Source organism: Streptomyces sp. HUAS TT11 (assembly GCF_051553595.1).
Classification (GTDB): domain Bacteria; phylum Actinomycetota; class Actinomycetes; order Streptomycetales; family Streptomycetaceae; genus Streptomyces.
This window is the reverse complement of the sequence record NZ_CP196184.1, coordinates 8297854-8311697: the sequence shown is the minus strand read 5'-3', so window position 1 is coordinate 8311697 and position 13844 is coordinate 8297854. Positions and strand designations below refer to the sequence as shown.

The following is a 13844-nucleotide window of genomic DNA, read 5'->3' as shown; positions in this document are numbered from 1 at the left end:
CGGCGCCGTTAGCGTGAGGGAATGATCCGGTTCGACGAGGTCACCAAGCGGTATCCGGACGGCACCACGGCCGTGCAGGACCTGTCCTTCGCCGTCGACGAGGGCGAGCTCGTCACCCTCGTCGGACCGTCCGGTTGCGGCAAGACGACCACGATGATGATGGTCAACAGGCTGATCGAGCCGACCTCGGGGCGGATCTTCGTGGACGGCGAGGACATCGCGGCCGTCGACCCGGTGCGTCTGCGGCGGCGGATCGGTTATGTGATCCAGCAGGTGGGCCTCTTTCCGCACCGGACGGTTCTCGACAACACGGCGACCGTGCCCTCCCTGATCGGCTGGAAGAAGGCCCGGGCCCGGGCGCGGGCCGCCGAACTGCTCGACCTGGTGGGTCTGGATCCGTCGACGTACGGGCCGCGCTACCCCGACCAGTTGTCGGGCGGCCAGCGGCAGCGCGTCGGCGTGGCGAGGGCGCTGGCCGCGGACCCTCCGGTGCTGCTGATGGACGAGCCGTTCGGCGCGGTGGACCCGGTGGTCCGGGAGCAGTTGCAGGACGAGTTCCTGCGGATGCAGGCGGCCGTCCGCAAGACGGTCCTGCTGGTCACGCACGACATCGAGGAGGCGATCCGGCTCGGCGACCGCATCGCGGTGTACGGGCAGGGGAACATCGAGCAGTTCGACACGCCGGGGGCGGTACTGGGCACGCCCGCGACGTCGTATGTCGCCGACTTCGTGGGCGCGGACCGGAGCCTGAAGCGGCTCTCCGTGACCCGGATCGAACCGAGCGACCTGGCGCAGCCACCGGTCGCACGGCTCGACGAGCCCGCCGGACGGGCCGCGCACCGCCTGCGCGCCGAGGGCGCCCGGTGGGCCGTGGTGCTCGACTCCGCGGGCGATCTGCACGGATGGGCCGGGGCCGGCGAACTCGGTACGGGCGGCCTGGTCCGCGACCACGCCCGTCGGATGAACGCCTGGGTCCCGGTCGGCGCCCCGCTCAAGCAGGCCTTCGGGGAGATGCTGCAGCACGACGCGGGGTGGGTGGCGGTGCTGGACGGAGCCCGCTTCCTCGGTGTGCTGACCCCGGCCAAGCTCCATGAGGCGCTGCGCCGCTCGGTGGACGCGGATGCCCGGGGCGTCCCGCGCGGGGAGGTTCCGTTCGAGTCGGTGGCGGACGCCTAGATGTCCTGATGGTCGGCGCCGTGCCGGGACGGCTCGAGCAGTACGTCCGCGAGGGCCGAGGGTGCGGAACACCTCGCGTCTGCCCTGGTGCCGGGGTCGTCGCGTGGTGGGGATGACTGCCCCCGCGCCGACTGGACCCGCCCGTCGGCACGGGCCGAACTCAAGGCACACCCGAGCCGGGTGCCGGTCCGCGGACCGGCGTCACAACCGGGTGCCGTTCACCACCGGCGCCACATCGATGGTGCCGCGCGTGGCATGGGAGTAGGGGCAGACCCGATGGGCTTCCCCCGACCAGATCGACCGCCTGCTCGCCGGGGACCGAAGACGGTGGGATCTTCCAGCTCGACTCCGAGCTGGAAGCGGCCGCCGCCCTTCCACGCCCGGATCGACGACGGGACCATCGAGGCGCTGCACGGGACCGGCCCAGCACCCGGACGCGACCATCACGACAAGCCAGGAGGCGTTCCTGAGTCCGACCGGTCAAGGGCTCACGTTCGCCGATGCGATCGAGACCGGCCCCGCATCGGCATCCGGCGACGGCGAGGCGCTACGACGGCTCAGGGACCTGTTTCATCCGCCGTCCCCGCATGCCCGGAAGGTGGATCGCCCCTGGATCGCGCGGCTGATGCAGGTGCACCGCGTCGTCGAGGCTGCGCGGCTGAACGGCATCGGCCCTCAGGGCGGCGAGCGAACCGCGAGGAGTGTCTCCGGTCCGGAGACGACAAAGGGCAAGAGGACAGCTGCCCCTTACCCTTCTCAACATATAGCGCACCGGGGGCCTTGCGGCAAGGCCCTGGTCGTACTGCAGAATCTCCAGCCGCGCACGGCTGCGGCCGTGCGCACCGCCGGGCTCCGGACAGCGGCCCGGCGGGAATGCACCGGATCGAACGGGGGATTCCTGTGATCGACGTGATCATCGCCGGCGGCGGACCGACGGGCCTGATGCTGGCCGGCGAGTTGCGGTTGCACGGCGTGCACGCGGTCGTGCTGGAGAAGGATCCCGAGCCGACGAGGGTCGTCCGCTCGCTCGGACTGCACGCGCGCAGTATCGAGGTGATGGATCAGCGCGGAATCCTCGACCGGTTCCTCGCGCTCGGCAAGCAGCATCCGGTCGGCGGCTTCTTCGCCGGTATCAGCAAGCCGTCACCGGAGCGGTTGGACACCGCGCACGGATACGTCCTCGGCATCCCGCAGACCGTCACCGACCGCCTGCTGGCCGAGCACGCCACGGAACTCGGCGCCGAGATCCGCCGCGGCCGCGCACTGGTGGGGCTGAGCCAGGACGAGGACGGGGTGACCGTCGAACTGGCCGACGGCACCCGGCTGCACTCGCGCTACCTCGTCGGCTGCGACGGCGGCCGCAGCACGGTACGGAAACTGCTCGGCGTCGGCTTCCCCGGCGAACCCAGCCGGGTCGAGACGCTGCTGGGCGAGGTCGAACTGACCGCACCGCCCGAGGAACTGGCCGCCGTGATGGCCGAAGTCCGCAAGACGCAGTTCCGGTTCGGGTTCATGCCCCTCGAGGACGGGGTGTTCCGGTTCGTCGTGCCCGCCGAGGGCGTGGCCGAGGACCGCTCGGTGCCCCCTACCCTCGAGGAGGTCAGACAGCAGCTCCGGTTGGTCGCCGGCACCGACTTCGGCGTGCACTCACCGCGCTGGCTGTCCCGCTTCGGTGACGGCACCCGGCTGGCCGAGCGCTACCGGGTGGGCCGGGTGCTGCTCGCCGGCGATGCCGCGCACGTCCACCCGCCGACCGGTGGACAGGGACTCAACCTCGGCATCCAGGACGCGTTCAACCTCGGTTGGAAGCTGGCCGCCGAGGTCGACGGCTGGGCGCCGCGGGGACTGCTGGACACCTACGAGACCGAACGGCGCCCCGTGGCCGCCGACGTACTGGACAACACCCGCGCGCAGATGGAGCTGATGTCCCTCGAGCCGGGTGCACGGGCGGTGCGCAGACTGGTGACCGAGCTGATGGCCTTCGAGGAGGTGAACCGGTACCTGACGGAGAAGATCATCGCGATCGGGATCCGCTACGACGTCGGCGAGGGCCATGAGCTGCTCGGCCGGCGACTGCGGGACATGGGGCTGAAGCAGGGGCGCCTCTACGAGCGGATGCGCGCCGGCCGCGGGCTGCTGCTCGACCAGACCGGCCGGCTCTCGGTGGCGGGCTGGGAGGACCGGGTCGACCATGTCGTCGACGCCGCCGAGGAACTGGACGTACCCGCCGTGCTCCTGCGACCGGACGGTCATGTGGTCTGGGCAGGCGACGATCCCGAGGAGCTGTACGGCCGACTGCCGAAGTGGTTCGGTGCACCCGCCACCGCGTGAGCCGATCGGAACGGCCGGGGACGCGGAGTGTCGCCGCACTGTCGGTGGGACTCCGCGTCCACGACACGCTCAGCCGCGTCCTGGACGCACCGAGTCCGGTGCCGGAAGTCCCGTCGGCTTTCGGAGGCCGCCGGAGGCCGGAACATGACACCGCGGCACGCCATGTGACGCATGACACATGGCGACGTGCAATTTTTACCCTGGGCAATGATGGATCGGAGCGGCCTCTACGTACTCCCTGGCATTACAGCCGCTCGCTCCTGGAGACAGCATGCCCATATCCCGCAACATGGCCGGAACCGTCTTCGTGGCCGGTGCGCTGGGCCTGACCCTCACTGCCCTCGCCTACCCCGCCATGCTCGGTGTCCAGACAACGTCCAGCTCCCCGGACCGCGTCATCGCCAACACCCGTTACGGACCGCTCACCGAGGCGGACCGCGACTTCGTGGTCAAGGTGCGTGCCGCGGGACTGTGGGAGTACCCCCTGGGCGAAATCGCGCTCAAGAAGGGCGCGTCGCCGGAGATGAAGGAGGCGGGCAAGCATCTGATCGTCGGGCACGCCGGGCTCGACGCGATGTGCCGCAAGATCGCCCCCGAGCTGGGCATCACGCTCCCGAACCAGGCGAGCCCGCAACAGCAGCAGTTCGTGGCGACCTCGGCGGCGGAGAACGGCAAGCAGTTCGACATCACCGCCGCCAACATCATGCGGGTGACCCACGGTCAGATCTTCCCGGTCATCGCCAAGATCCGCGGGACCACGAAGAACACCCTCGTGCGTCAGCTCGCCGACCTGGCCAACGACACGGTGCTCGACCACATCACCATGATGGAGAAGACCGGCGTGATCAACTTCGATCAGGTCCTCTTCCAGGAGACCACCCCGCCCAAGCTGCCCAAGGACCAGATGACGCCGCCCCCGCCCCAGGCGGGTGAGCCGATGGTCGTCCTCACGCCCCGCCCCGACCTGAACGTGAACACCGCCGCCCCCAGTCCCGCTCCCAGCCCGACGGTCGGCTGAGCCAGGAGCCCCGCGCCAGGCGTCCGAGCGGGATCAGTCGCCTGGCGCGGGCGCCGGGCCCGCCGGCCGGCCGGGCGGATGCGGCTCCGGGTCGTCCGCGCCGGCAACGGGTGGCTCTCCCCCGGCCTCGTTGAAGACGGTCAAGGCCTCGATGAGCGCCGCGCGTTGCCCGGGCGCGAGCTGTTCGACGATCGCGGCGATCTCGGCACGGCGCCTGGCGGTGACGTCCTCGACGGCCTTCCGCCCCTCCGCGGTGAGCCGCAGCAACGTCTCGCGGCGGTTGTCGGGATTGGTCTGCCGGTCGGCCAGACCGGCGGCGATGAGTCGGTCGACCATACGCATCGCCGTCGAGGGTGCCACCTGGAGCAGGTCGGCGAGCGCGACCAGTTTGGTGGCACCCCGCGTGGCCAGCACGACCAGCATGCGGAACTGCGGGAGTGTGACCCGCTCCTCGACCTCGGCCAGGGAGCGGGCCGAGACCGAGACCAGGAGGCGGGACGCGGTCAGGACCGCACGGGTGACCGCGTCGACATCGTCCATGGCCCCCGCTCGGGTCTCGCTCTCCGGCATGGCTCCTTTCTACCGCGCCACACGCACCGCCCCCTCGCACGACGGGAACAGATTTTCCTTCCGCATGACCTGCTCACGACCCACCGAACGGCACCGGCCCATCACTTCAGCAGGCCCTTGTCCCGCAGATAGTTGCGCGCCACGTCCTCGGGCAGCCGCCGCCAGCTGTCCACCTGCCGGTTCATCGACGCCAAGTCCTCCGTGGTGAGTACGGGGTCGAGGGCGCCGAGCGCCTTGGAGACACGTGCCGTGCCAGCGCGGGCACGGTTGACGACCGGGACGACGTAGTCCGCGTTCTGCAGATGCCTGTCGTCGGCGAGCAGCACGAGTCCGAACTCGTCGAGGGTCGCGTCCGTCGTGGTGGTCAGCACCATCTGGTCCCGCCCGCTCTGCACGGCCCGCTTGGCCTGGACCGTCCCCACGCCCTTGGGGTCCACGGCCGTGATGTTGATGCCGTACGTCTTCTTCAGGCCCGGTGCGCAGTACGGTCTCCGGACGCACTCGTCGCCCGCCGCGAGCCGTACCTTCAGTCCTGATCTGCCGAGATCGCCGAGGGTTCTCAGCCGGTGCCGGCGGGCGAATGCGCGTGTCACCGCGAAGGCGTTCCGGGCGACGGCACGCCCGGGATCGAGCACGGTGAGTCCGCGCGGAGCGGCCAGTTCCCGCAGGGACCGCATGGTGGCGGCGAGGTCCGGCGAACCGACGGGCGGGGCGTCGGCGCCATGGGTCCTGGTGTTGAGCCAGTCCGCGAAAGTGGCCGCGTACTCCGGTACGACGTCGATCTGCCCCGACTCCAGTGCGGGCTCGTACAGTTCGCGGTTGGCGACGGTGAGAACGGATGTGCGGTAGCCGGCGTGGTCCAGCAGAGTTGCGTACATGTGGGCGAGCAGGTCGCTCTCGGTGAATCCCGCCGAACCGACGGTCAGATGCCGGCTGTCCCCGGGCGGCGCGGTGACCCGGCCCCGTGTCTCCAGGGAGGGTCCCGTCGCGCAACCCGCGATCAGCAGCGCTCCTACGGCCGCGGCGCACCACCTCACGGCGCGCCCCTGGTCCGGCGCAGAGCCAGCCGCTCGACGGTCTCGAAGACCCCTTCGACGATCAGCGCGAACCCGGCCACCAGTAGGGCCCCGGCGACGACCTGCGGCGTACTGGCCAGGTTGAACCCCGCGGTGATGATGCGCCCGAGCCCGCCACCGCCCGCAAGGGCGGCGATCGTGGCGGTCGCGACGAGCTGCACGGCGGCGATCCGCACCCCGTTGAGGACCAACGGCAGCGACAGGGGCAGTTCGACGCGGAACAGCGTCTGGCGGCCCGTCATCCCCATCCCCCGGGCGGCCCGCACCACATCCCGGTCGACCTCACGCATGCCCACGTAGGCGTTGGTGAGCAGCGGCGGCACGGCGAACAGGACGAGGGCGACGACGGTGGGCCCCTCTCCCCAGGCACCGACCGGTGTGAGCAGCAGGAGCACCAGCACGGCGAACGTGGGGACCGCGCGGCCGACGTTGGAGATGTTGACCGCGAGCACGCCGCCTCTGCCGATATGCCCGAGGACGAACGCGACCGGAAGCGCGATCAGGCAGCTGACGACCAGGCACACGACGGTCAGGACGAGGTGCTGCGCCAACCGGTGCCGGATGCCGTCGTCGCCCGCCCAGTGCGCGGAGTCGGCGAGCCAGTTCCAGGTGTCGTCGAGGGTCTTCATCCCCGTCTCGTCCTGGTCCAGGGGGTGATCAGGCGCTGCACCGCGAGCAGCAGCAGATCGGCAGCGACCGCGATCACCACGCACAGCACGGACGCGGTCAGCACCTGCGCCTTGAAATACGTGTTCATGCCCGCGTAGATCAGGTTCCCGAGCCCGCCGAATCCGACGATCGCCCCGACCGTGACCAGCGAGACGGCCGAGACGGTGGCGATGCGCAACCCCGCCATGGCGGCGGGCAGAGCGAGCGGCAGTTCGACGGTGAGCAGCAGCCGCAGCGGACCGTATCCCATGCCGCGGGCGGCCTGCCGGGTCTCCTCGGGTACGGCACGCAGCCCCGCGAGGATGTTCCTCACCAGCAGGGTGAGCGAGTACAGGACGAGACCGGCGATCACCAGCGCCGCCGAGAGCCCGTAGAACGGAAGGAGCAGCGAGAACATCGCCAGCGACGGGATCGTGTAGAGGACCGTGGTGACGGCGAGAACGGGGGCGGCGGCCCAGCCCCAGCGGCGCGCCAGCACGGCCAGGGGCACGGCGACGGCCAGGGCGATGAGCACGGAGACGCCGGTCAGCTCCACATGCTGCAGCACCGCGTCGAACAGGATGTGTCGGCGACTGCGCACATACTCGCCGCAGATCCACTCGTTGCGCGCGAGGCAGTCCTCCGGAGGCGCGGTCACCCGTCCATTGCACCGGCGCAGCGAGCGGTCACGCTCGTTGTGCTGAGCCGTCCGGGGCCCCTCCCATGGGCCCCGGCCGTACGGGTGCCGCCCCTCGGGGCGGGCGGACGCCGACCGGTCCGGGCGGGTCTAGGCACGCCCGTCGAGCACCCTTGCCACCACCTTCAGGTCGCAGACCAGTCCGGCGTACGCGGATTCCCGGTCGTCGGCCCGCAGGACCGCCGAGGGGTGCACGGTCGCGACGACGCACCGCTCGTCGTCGGAGCCGGGCATCGGTATCACGCTCCCCCGGTCCCTGGTCACCCGGAAGGAGCTGCCCAGCAGCGCCTTGCCCGCGGTCGCGCCCAGCGCCACCACGACCTCGGGACGGACGAGGTCCAGTTCCGCGTGCATCCACGGCCGGCAGGCGGACACCTCCCGCAGGCTGGGTGCCTTGTGGATACGCCGCTTGCCGCGTCCGGCGACGGTGAACTTGAAGTGCTTGACCGCGTTGGTGACGTAGGCGGCGCCCCGGTCGATGCCCGCCTCCTCCAGCGCCCGGTCCAGCAGACGTCCGGCCGGGCCGACGAAGGGTTCACCCTTCCGGTCCTCCTGATCCCCCGGCTGCTCTCCCACCAGCACGATCCGCGCCGCGGCGTCGCCCTTGCCGAACACCGTCCGCGTGGCGTTCTCGTACAGCGGGCATCCCCGGCAGCCTTCGGCAGCGCGCCGGTACGCCTCGAGTCCGCCGTCATGCGGCAGGAACGGGGTCGCGTCGTACGCGCCGGCCCTGTCGTCGTCGGGACGGCTCACGGCAGCCTCACCTCCGTGGCCCGCTGTGCCCGCCCCGGTACCCTTCCCCGGCTCGCACACACCTGGCCGAATGGCGACGATGGAGAGTGAGCCAGACATCGCCGAAGCCTCGCCACCCGGAGGGGACGATGACCACGACACCCCGTCCGGGGAACGAGGAGCCGGACACCACCGCTTCCGAGTCGGAGCGGATCTTCCAGCTGGAGGAGGAGGTCGACCAGCTCAAGGAGGCCGTGGCCTCCCACGCGGTCGTGGACCAGGCGATCGGCATGCTCGTCGCTCTGGGGCATGTCAGCCCCGACCAGGGGTGGGAGGTCCTCAGGGAGGTCTCCCAGCACGCGAACATCAAGCTGCGCAACGTCGCGGAGTTGATACTCATCTGGGGCCGCGACGGAGAACTGCCGGAGCACCTCCGCGTTCTCCTCGAGGAGACACTCGACCGGTACGGACCGACGCAGCTTCCGGAGGAGCCGCCGAGCCACTGACGCCGACCGCCTCGGCGGGAGTCCCCGACGGCGGCAGCTCAGGGATTTCCCCTCGCTGTCCGACGCAGGAGTGTTTCGAATAGCTCCTCGCGGATAGTCCGGAAAGGGTCGGCGCACTGGCCAACCGTTCCCGGGAGGGTTCGGCAGTGAGCCCACCGCAAACGGCCGTCCGGCCGATGAGCGGCCGGGCGGCCGGATGCAGGCCGGACCCGGTGAGGTGGCGGTGCGGGTGGGTTTCGGCATCAGGCTCTGTCGGCGAGCGCTTCTTCACGCACTCGCGCGCAGCACCCGCTGAGCAGACGCGAGACATGCATCTGGGAGATGCCGAGCTGGCTCGCTATCCGGCTCTGGGTCATGCCACGGAAGTAGCGGAGATAGAGGATCGTGCGCTCGCGTTCGGGCAGGGACTGCAGGCACGGCTTCACGGCCTCGCGGTCCACGATGAGGTCGTATCCGGAATCGGACTCTCCCAGGGCGTCGCCCAGCGCGTAGCCGTCGTCACTCCCCGCCACCTCCGCGTCCAGGGACAGGGCGGTGAAGCTGTCCATCGCCTCCAGACCCACCCGGACGTCGTCCTCACCGAGGTGGGCGTGCTCGGCGATCTCGGCGACGGTCGGGCCGTGCCCGGGTGTCTCCTGCGAGATCTCCTTGACCGCGACACGCACCCGATTGCGCAGGTCCTGGACGCGCCGAGGCACATGCAGCACCCACATGTGGTCGCGGAAGTGCCGCTTGATCTCCCCGGTGATCGTGGGGATGGCATAGCTCTCGAATGCGTACCCTCGACCAGGGTCGTAGCGGTCGACCGCCTTGACCAGGCCCAGCGCGGCGACCTGGCACAGGTCCTCGATGGACTCGCCCCGGCCTCGGTAGCGGCGTGCGATGCGCTCGGCCATGGGGAGCCACGACTGGACGATCCCGTCACGCAGTGCGTGCCGCTCGGGGCCGTCGGGCAGACCCCGCAGCCGGGCGAAGGCCTCGGCCGTATCGGGGGCGTCGTCGTGCGGATGCTGCTTGGTCTTGACCGTGATGCGCATGGTGCTTTTCAACTCCCTCAAGGGGCTGACTGGACAGTCACCGTGGGAGGGCGCGCACACGCGGACAGGAAGGACACCCGGGACCCGGTGGGGCCGACTCCCACGAACGTGCCTCCTGTCCGAAGCACTTGATAAGGCCATTCCCGAATTCCATTCCGGCAAACAATTCCACCACCGGATGACTCTCGGCATTCATTCGATTCCGGCACGTGACATCGGGAAGGGAATTCAAGAAAAACGGCCCATGAATTCCTCCAGGAATGGCGGATTCACCGTTCGGAGAGCGGCTCCGCGCCACCTGCGGCATGGGGAACGGCAGGGCGCAGCCAGACAGTGGCGAGGGGAGGGAGGGTGAGGCGTACACCGTGTCCGCGACCGGGTTCGGAAGGAATCGGGTCCGGGTTGTGGATGTCGCTGCCGCCGTACTTGGCCAGGTCGGTGTTGAGCAGTTCGTGCCAGGCGGGGATGTCGTCGGGGACGCCGAGGCGGTAGTCGTGGCGTACGACGGGGGAGAAGTTGGACACGGCCAGTACGGGTGTGTCCTCGTCGTCGTAGCGCAGGAACGCGAACACGTTGTCCTCGGCTGCGTCCCCGACCGTCCACCGGAATCCGGAGGGTTCGGTGTCCCGCTGCCACAGGGCGGGGGTGCGCCGGTAGACGGCGTTCAGGTCGCGTACCAGGTCGCGCACGCCGCGGTGGTCGGCCTGCGCGCCGTAGGCCGGGTCCAGCAGCCACCAGTCGGGGCCGTGGGCCTCGGACCATTCCGCGCCCTGGGCGAACTCCTGGCCCATGAACAGGAGTTGCTTGCCCGGGTGGGCCCACATGAAGCCGAGGTAGGCGCGGTGGTTGGCGCGTTGCTGCCACCAGTCGCCCGGCATCTTCGACACCAGTGAGCGCTTCCCGTGCACGACCTCGTCGTGGGAGATCGGCAGCACATAGTTCTCGCTGTACGCGTACACCATCGAGAACGTCATCTCGTGGTGGTGGTACCTGCGGTGGACCGGCTCGTGACTCATGTACTGCAGCGAGTCGTGCATCCAGCCCATGTTCCACTTCAGGCCGAAGCCCAGACCGCCGAAGCCGCTCGGGCCCCTGTGGTGCGTGGCGCGGGTGACGCCGTCCCAGGCGGTGGACTCCTCGGCGACGGTGACCACGCCGGGGCAGCGTCGGTAGACGGTGGCGTTCATCTCCTGCAGGAAGGCGACCGCGTCCAGGTTCTCCCGGCCGCCGTGCTCGTTCGGGCTCCACCGGCCGGGCTCGCGCGAGTAGTCCAGGTAGAGCATCGAGGCGACCGCGTCCACCCGCAGGCCGTCGATGTGGAACTCCTCGCACCAGTACACGGCGTTGGCGACCAGGAAGTTGCGCACCTCACGCCGGCCGTAGTCGAACTCCAGGGTGCCCCAGTCCGGGTGGGCGGCCCGCAGCGGGTCCTGGTGCTCGTACAGGGCACGCCCGTCGAACTCGGCCAGCGCCCAGTCGTCGCGCGGGAAGTGCGCGGGCACCCAGTCCATCAGCACACCGATACCGGCCCGGTGCAGTGCGTCGACGAGGTACTTGAAGTCGTCGGGGCCGCCCAGCCGGGCGGTGGGCGCGTAGAAGCCGGTGACCTGGTAGCCCCAGGAGCCGCCGAAGGGGTGCTCGGCGACCGGCATCAGCTCGACATGCGTGAAGCCCAGCTCCTTCACATACGCGGGCAACTGCTCCGCGAGCTGACGGTAGGTCAGACCTGGTCGCCAGGACGGCAGATGCACCTCGTACACGGAGAACGGCGCCCGGTGCACCGCGGTGTCCGCGCGATGCGCCAGCCACTCCTCGTCCCCCCACTCGTGGTGCGACGCGTGCACGATCGAGGACGTGTTCGGCGGAATCTCCGTACAGCGGGCCATGGGGTCCGCTCGCACCGTGTGCGTGCCGTCGGGCCGGGTGATGTCGTACTTGTAGAGCGCCCCCTCGCCGACCCCGGGCACGAACAACTCCCACACACCGCTGGAGCCCAGCGAACGCATCGGGAAGGCGGCGCCGTCCCAGTGGCAGAAGTCCCCGCAGACCCTGACCCCGCGCGCGTTCGGCGCCCACACCGTGAATCGTGTGCCGCGGACTCCGGCATGCGTCATCACCCGGGCACCGAGTGCCTTCCAAAGCTGCTCGTGGCGCCCCTCACCGATGAGGTGCAGGTCGAGTTCGCCCAGGGCCGGCAGGAAACGATAGGGGTCGTCCGTCTCCAGCACGGTGCCCTCGTAGGCCACCAGGAGCCGGTACTGCGGAACTTCGGGCAGCGTCAGCAGCCCCGAGAAGAGGCCGTCATCGTCGTCATGCAGTTCCGCCCAGGAATCCGCCGTCACGACGGTGACCGAGAGCGCGTCCGGGCGCAGTACGCGGAAGGCGACCCCGCCCGGCACCGGGTGGGCTCCGAGTACCGAGTGCGGATCATGGTGCGTGCCCGCCAGCAGCCGCTCCCGGTCGCCCGGGGTCGTCGTGGGCGCGGCCATCGGGGTGCCCAACTGCCGGGAGGTGTGCGGTGGTTGTGCAGCGGTCTCGAGCGTCACGAGGTCAGCCTCCTCCGTCCGCGGTGTCGGCCAGTCGCACGACCGCCGCCATCGGGACCGGCAGCCAGTCGGGGCGGTGCCGGGCCTCGTACACGACCTCGTACACCGCACGGTCCGTCTCGTAGGCGCGCAGCAAACCCGGTTCGGCCCGGGGGTCCCACCCCGCCTCGGCGGCGTAGCCCGCGCAGTACGCCTCGCGGCAGCGCAGCGCCCACTCGGGGTCCCACGGCCGTCGGGCGTGAGCAGCGTAGTCGAAGGAGCGGAGCATGCCCGCGACATCGCGCACCGGGGACTGCGAGCGGCGCCGCTCGGGCAGGGGGCGGGCCGGCTCGCCCTCGAAGTCGATGACATGCCACTTCTGTTCCGCGCGCAGTACCTGGCCCAGGTGCAGATCGCCGTGGATGCGCTGGGCGGGCCGTGGCACATCCAGCGCCGCCAGTTCGGTGAACGCGGACCGCAGTCCGGAGGCGTACGGCAGCAGGTCCGGCACGGCGTGGATGGCGTCCCGGAGGCGCTCCACCATCCCGGACGCAAGTCGTCTGCTCTCGGCCGGGCCCTGCGACTTCACGGGGAACGCGGCGGCGAGCGCCAGATGCACCTCGGCCGTGGCCCGCCCCATCTCGAATGCCTCCTCGGTGAACTCACGCGACGAGGCGAGTGCCTCGAGAGCCTGGGTCCATCCGTCGACGCCGCCGCGCAGGAACGGCTGGAGCACACCGAGCGTCGCGTTCCACGGGCTCGTCGTACGGAACCAGGCCACCGGGGCGGGCACCCGGGTGCACTTCTGCCGGGCCAGCGCCCAGGGCACTTCCAGGTCCGGATTGATTCCCGGCCGTACCCGCCGGAAGATCTTCAGGATGTAGGAGTCCCCGTACACCAGTGAGGAGTTGGACTGCTCGGCTTCGAGGAGCCGCGGAGCCAGTCCGGCGGGGATCGACACCCGCCAGTCACGCTCGAAGCGGAGCGTGCCCGTGGTGTCCGACGAGCGCAGCCGCTCCAGGAGCAGGGATGCCGAGCGTGGTTCCTGGAGAGCGTCGTACAGCGGCAGACCCGCGAGGGGACCCTCGGTCGCACGCCCGAGGAGGGCCTGGGAAGGCCGCGGTGACAGCGACTCCCCCGTGTTCAGGAAGAGTTGATAGCAGTCGTGGGCCGGGGCGGCGCCCGGCGCGCGTATCGCGGGCGGCTCGGCGTGATCGGCGCGGATCAGGACGTGCAGGCAGTCCGGATGCAGCTCGGTCACCGACAACAATGCCAGATCCGTGACGGGCCGGCCCTTCCCCGCGAACCAGCGCTGACGCGGCAGCCACTCACGCAGCAGCCCGGAGAGCGAGGGCAGCAGTGCGGCGCCACCGAGGCCGTCCGGGCGGAGCGTTGCGGTCTGGGTCTTCGCCATGGCGTCGCGTCCTTTCCCTGGCGGCCGGCGGATCAGCGCGGTGTCTCAACTGCTCACGAACAGGTTCACCCCGGTGGCCTGTGGGACGTCCTCGAAGGTGTCCGGGACGGGCTC

At 70.4% G+C, this 13844-nt stretch carries 12 protein-coding genes; 4 read left to right on the top strand and 8 right to left on the bottom strand.

What is annotated here, in order from left to right; genetic code table 11:
• The first annotated feature begins 21 nt into the window (after nucleotides 1-21).
• The 3 genes from ACSHXN_RS37370 (at nucleotide 22) to ACSHXN_RS37360 (ending at nucleotide 4525) form a co-directional block, all read left to right on the top strand.
• Entirely contained in the window at nucleotides 22-1176 is a 1155-nt protein-coding gene (locus tag ACSHXN_RS37370) for an ABC transporter ATP-binding protein (RefSeq protein ID WP_438305393.1), read from the top strand.
• Between the two features lie 900 nt (nucleotides 1177-2076).
• Nucleotides 2077-3507, top strand: coding sequence for a rifampin monooxygenase (gene rox / locus ACSHXN_RS37365; protein ID WP_356114138.1), 1431 nt, complete (start codon nucleotides 2077-2079; stop codon nucleotides 3505-3507).
• 271 nt (nucleotides 3508-3778) lie between these two features.
• A complete protein-coding gene (locus tag ACSHXN_RS37360; RefSeq protein WP_331268892.1) occupies nucleotides 3779-4525 on the top strand; it encodes a DUF4142 domain-containing protein in 747 nt (248 codons plus the stop codon).
• Between the two features lie 33 nt (nucleotides 4526-4558).
• On the opposite strand, the gene ACSHXN_RS37355 is transcribed toward ACSHXN_RS37360, so the two are convergent.
• From ACSHXN_RS37355 to ACSHXN_RS37335, 5 genes are all read right to left on the bottom strand, one after another.
• Nucleotides 4559-5095 carry a MarR family winged helix-turn-helix transcriptional regulator gene (locus ACSHXN_RS37355; RefSeq protein ID WP_355137401.1) on the bottom strand — a complete coding sequence of 179 codons (537 nt, stop codon included), beginning with the start codon at nucleotides 5093-5095 and terminating at the stop codon, nucleotides 4559-4561.
• Between the two features lie 101 nt (nucleotides 5096-5196).
• Nucleotides 5197-6132, bottom strand: a complete 936-nt coding sequence (locus tag ACSHXN_RS37350; protein WP_355137399.1) for an ABC transporter substrate-binding protein — start codon at nucleotides 6130-6132, stop codon at nucleotides 5197-5199.
• Complete coding sequence (locus ACSHXN_RS37345; protein WP_356294436.1) at nucleotides 6129-6800, bottom strand: ABC transporter permease; 672 nt, start codon at nucleotides 6798-6800, stop codon at nucleotides 6129-6131. The genes ACSHXN_RS37350 and ACSHXN_RS37345 overlap by 4 nt, the downstream gene beginning before the upstream one ends.
• On the bottom strand, nucleotides 6797-7477 hold the full coding sequence (locus tag ACSHXN_RS37340) for an ABC transporter permease (RefSeq protein WP_355137395.1): 681 nt from the start codon (nucleotides 7475-7477) through the stop codon (nucleotides 6797-6799). Before ACSHXN_RS37340 ends, ACSHXN_RS37345 begins: the two co-directional genes overlap by 4 nt.
• A gap of 129 nt (nucleotides 7478-7606) precedes the next feature.
• Nucleotides 7607-8269 carry a UdgX family uracil-DNA binding protein gene (locus ACSHXN_RS37335; protein ID WP_355137393.1) on the bottom strand — a complete coding sequence of 221 codons (663 nt, stop codon included), beginning with the start codon at nucleotides 8267-8269 and terminating at the stop codon, nucleotides 7607-7609.
• Nucleotides 8270-8397: 128 nt separating this feature from the next.
• Here ACSHXN_RS37335 and ACSHXN_RS37330 point away from each other — a divergent pair, with 128 nt between their 5' ends.
• Nucleotides 8398-8754, top strand: a complete 357-nt coding sequence (locus ACSHXN_RS37330) for an ANTAR domain-containing protein (protein WP_355137391.1) — start codon at nucleotides 8398-8400, stop codon at nucleotides 8752-8754.
• Nucleotides 8755-8996: 242 nt separating this feature from the next.
• Here ACSHXN_RS37330 and ACSHXN_RS37325 read toward each other — a convergent pair whose 3' ends face one another.
• From ACSHXN_RS37325 to ACSHXN_RS37315, 3 genes are all read right to left on the bottom strand, one after another.
• Entirely contained in the window at nucleotides 8997-9791 is a 795-nt protein-coding gene (locus tag ACSHXN_RS37325) for a SigB/SigF/SigG family RNA polymerase sigma factor (RefSeq protein WP_355137389.1), read from the bottom strand.
• A gap of 269 nt (nucleotides 9792-10060) precedes the next feature.
• On the bottom strand, nucleotides 10061-12280 hold the full coding sequence (glgB, locus tag ACSHXN_RS37320) for a 1,4-alpha-glucan branching enzyme (RefSeq protein ID WP_438306527.1): 2220 nt from the start codon (nucleotides 12278-12280) through the stop codon (nucleotides 10061-10063).
• 61 nt (nucleotides 12281-12341) lie between these two features.
• Nucleotides 12342-13730 (bottom strand): maltokinase N-terminal cap-like domain-containing protein, encoded by a 1389-nt coding sequence (locus tag ACSHXN_RS37315; protein WP_355142524.1) that lies wholly within the window; start codon nucleotides 13728-13730, stop codon nucleotides 12342-12344.
• Nucleotides 13731-13844: the final 114 nt, after the last annotated feature.

What these genes read in the sequence shown, in the direction of transcription:
- ACSHXN_RS37345 (WP_356294436.1), bottom strand. Translation starts at nt 6,800, where the DNA reads ATGAAGACCCTCGACGACACCTGGAACTGGCTCGCCGACTCCGCGCAC.
- ACSHXN_RS37315 (WP_355142524.1), bottom strand. Translation starts at nt 13,730, where the DNA reads ATGGCGAAGACCCAGACCGCAACGCTCCGCCCGGACGGCCTCGGTGGC.
- glgB (WP_438306527.1), bottom strand. Translation starts at nt 12,280, where the DNA reads ATGGCCGCGCCCACGACGACCCCGGGCGACCGGGAGCGGCTGCTGGCG.
- ACSHXN_RS37370 (WP_438305393.1), top strand. Translation starts at nt 22, where the DNA reads ATGATCCGGTTCGACGAGGTCACCAAGCGGTATCCGGACGGCACCACG.
- ACSHXN_RS37325 (WP_355137389.1), bottom strand. Translation starts at nt 9,791, where the DNA reads ATGCGCATCACGGTCAAGACCAAGCAGCATCCGCACGACGACGCCCCC.
- ACSHXN_RS37330 (WP_355137391.1), top strand. Translation starts at nt 8,398, where the DNA reads ATGACCACGACACCCCGTCCGGGGAACGAGGAGCCGGACACCACCGCT.
- ACSHXN_RS37360 (WP_331268892.1), top strand. Translation starts at nt 3,779, where the DNA reads ATGCCCATATCCCGCAACATGGCCGGAACCGTCTTCGTGGCCGGTGCG.
- ACSHXN_RS37355 (WP_355137401.1), bottom strand. Translation starts at nt 5,095, where the DNA reads ATGCCGGAGAGCGAGACCCGAGCGGGGGCCATGGACGATGTCGACGCG.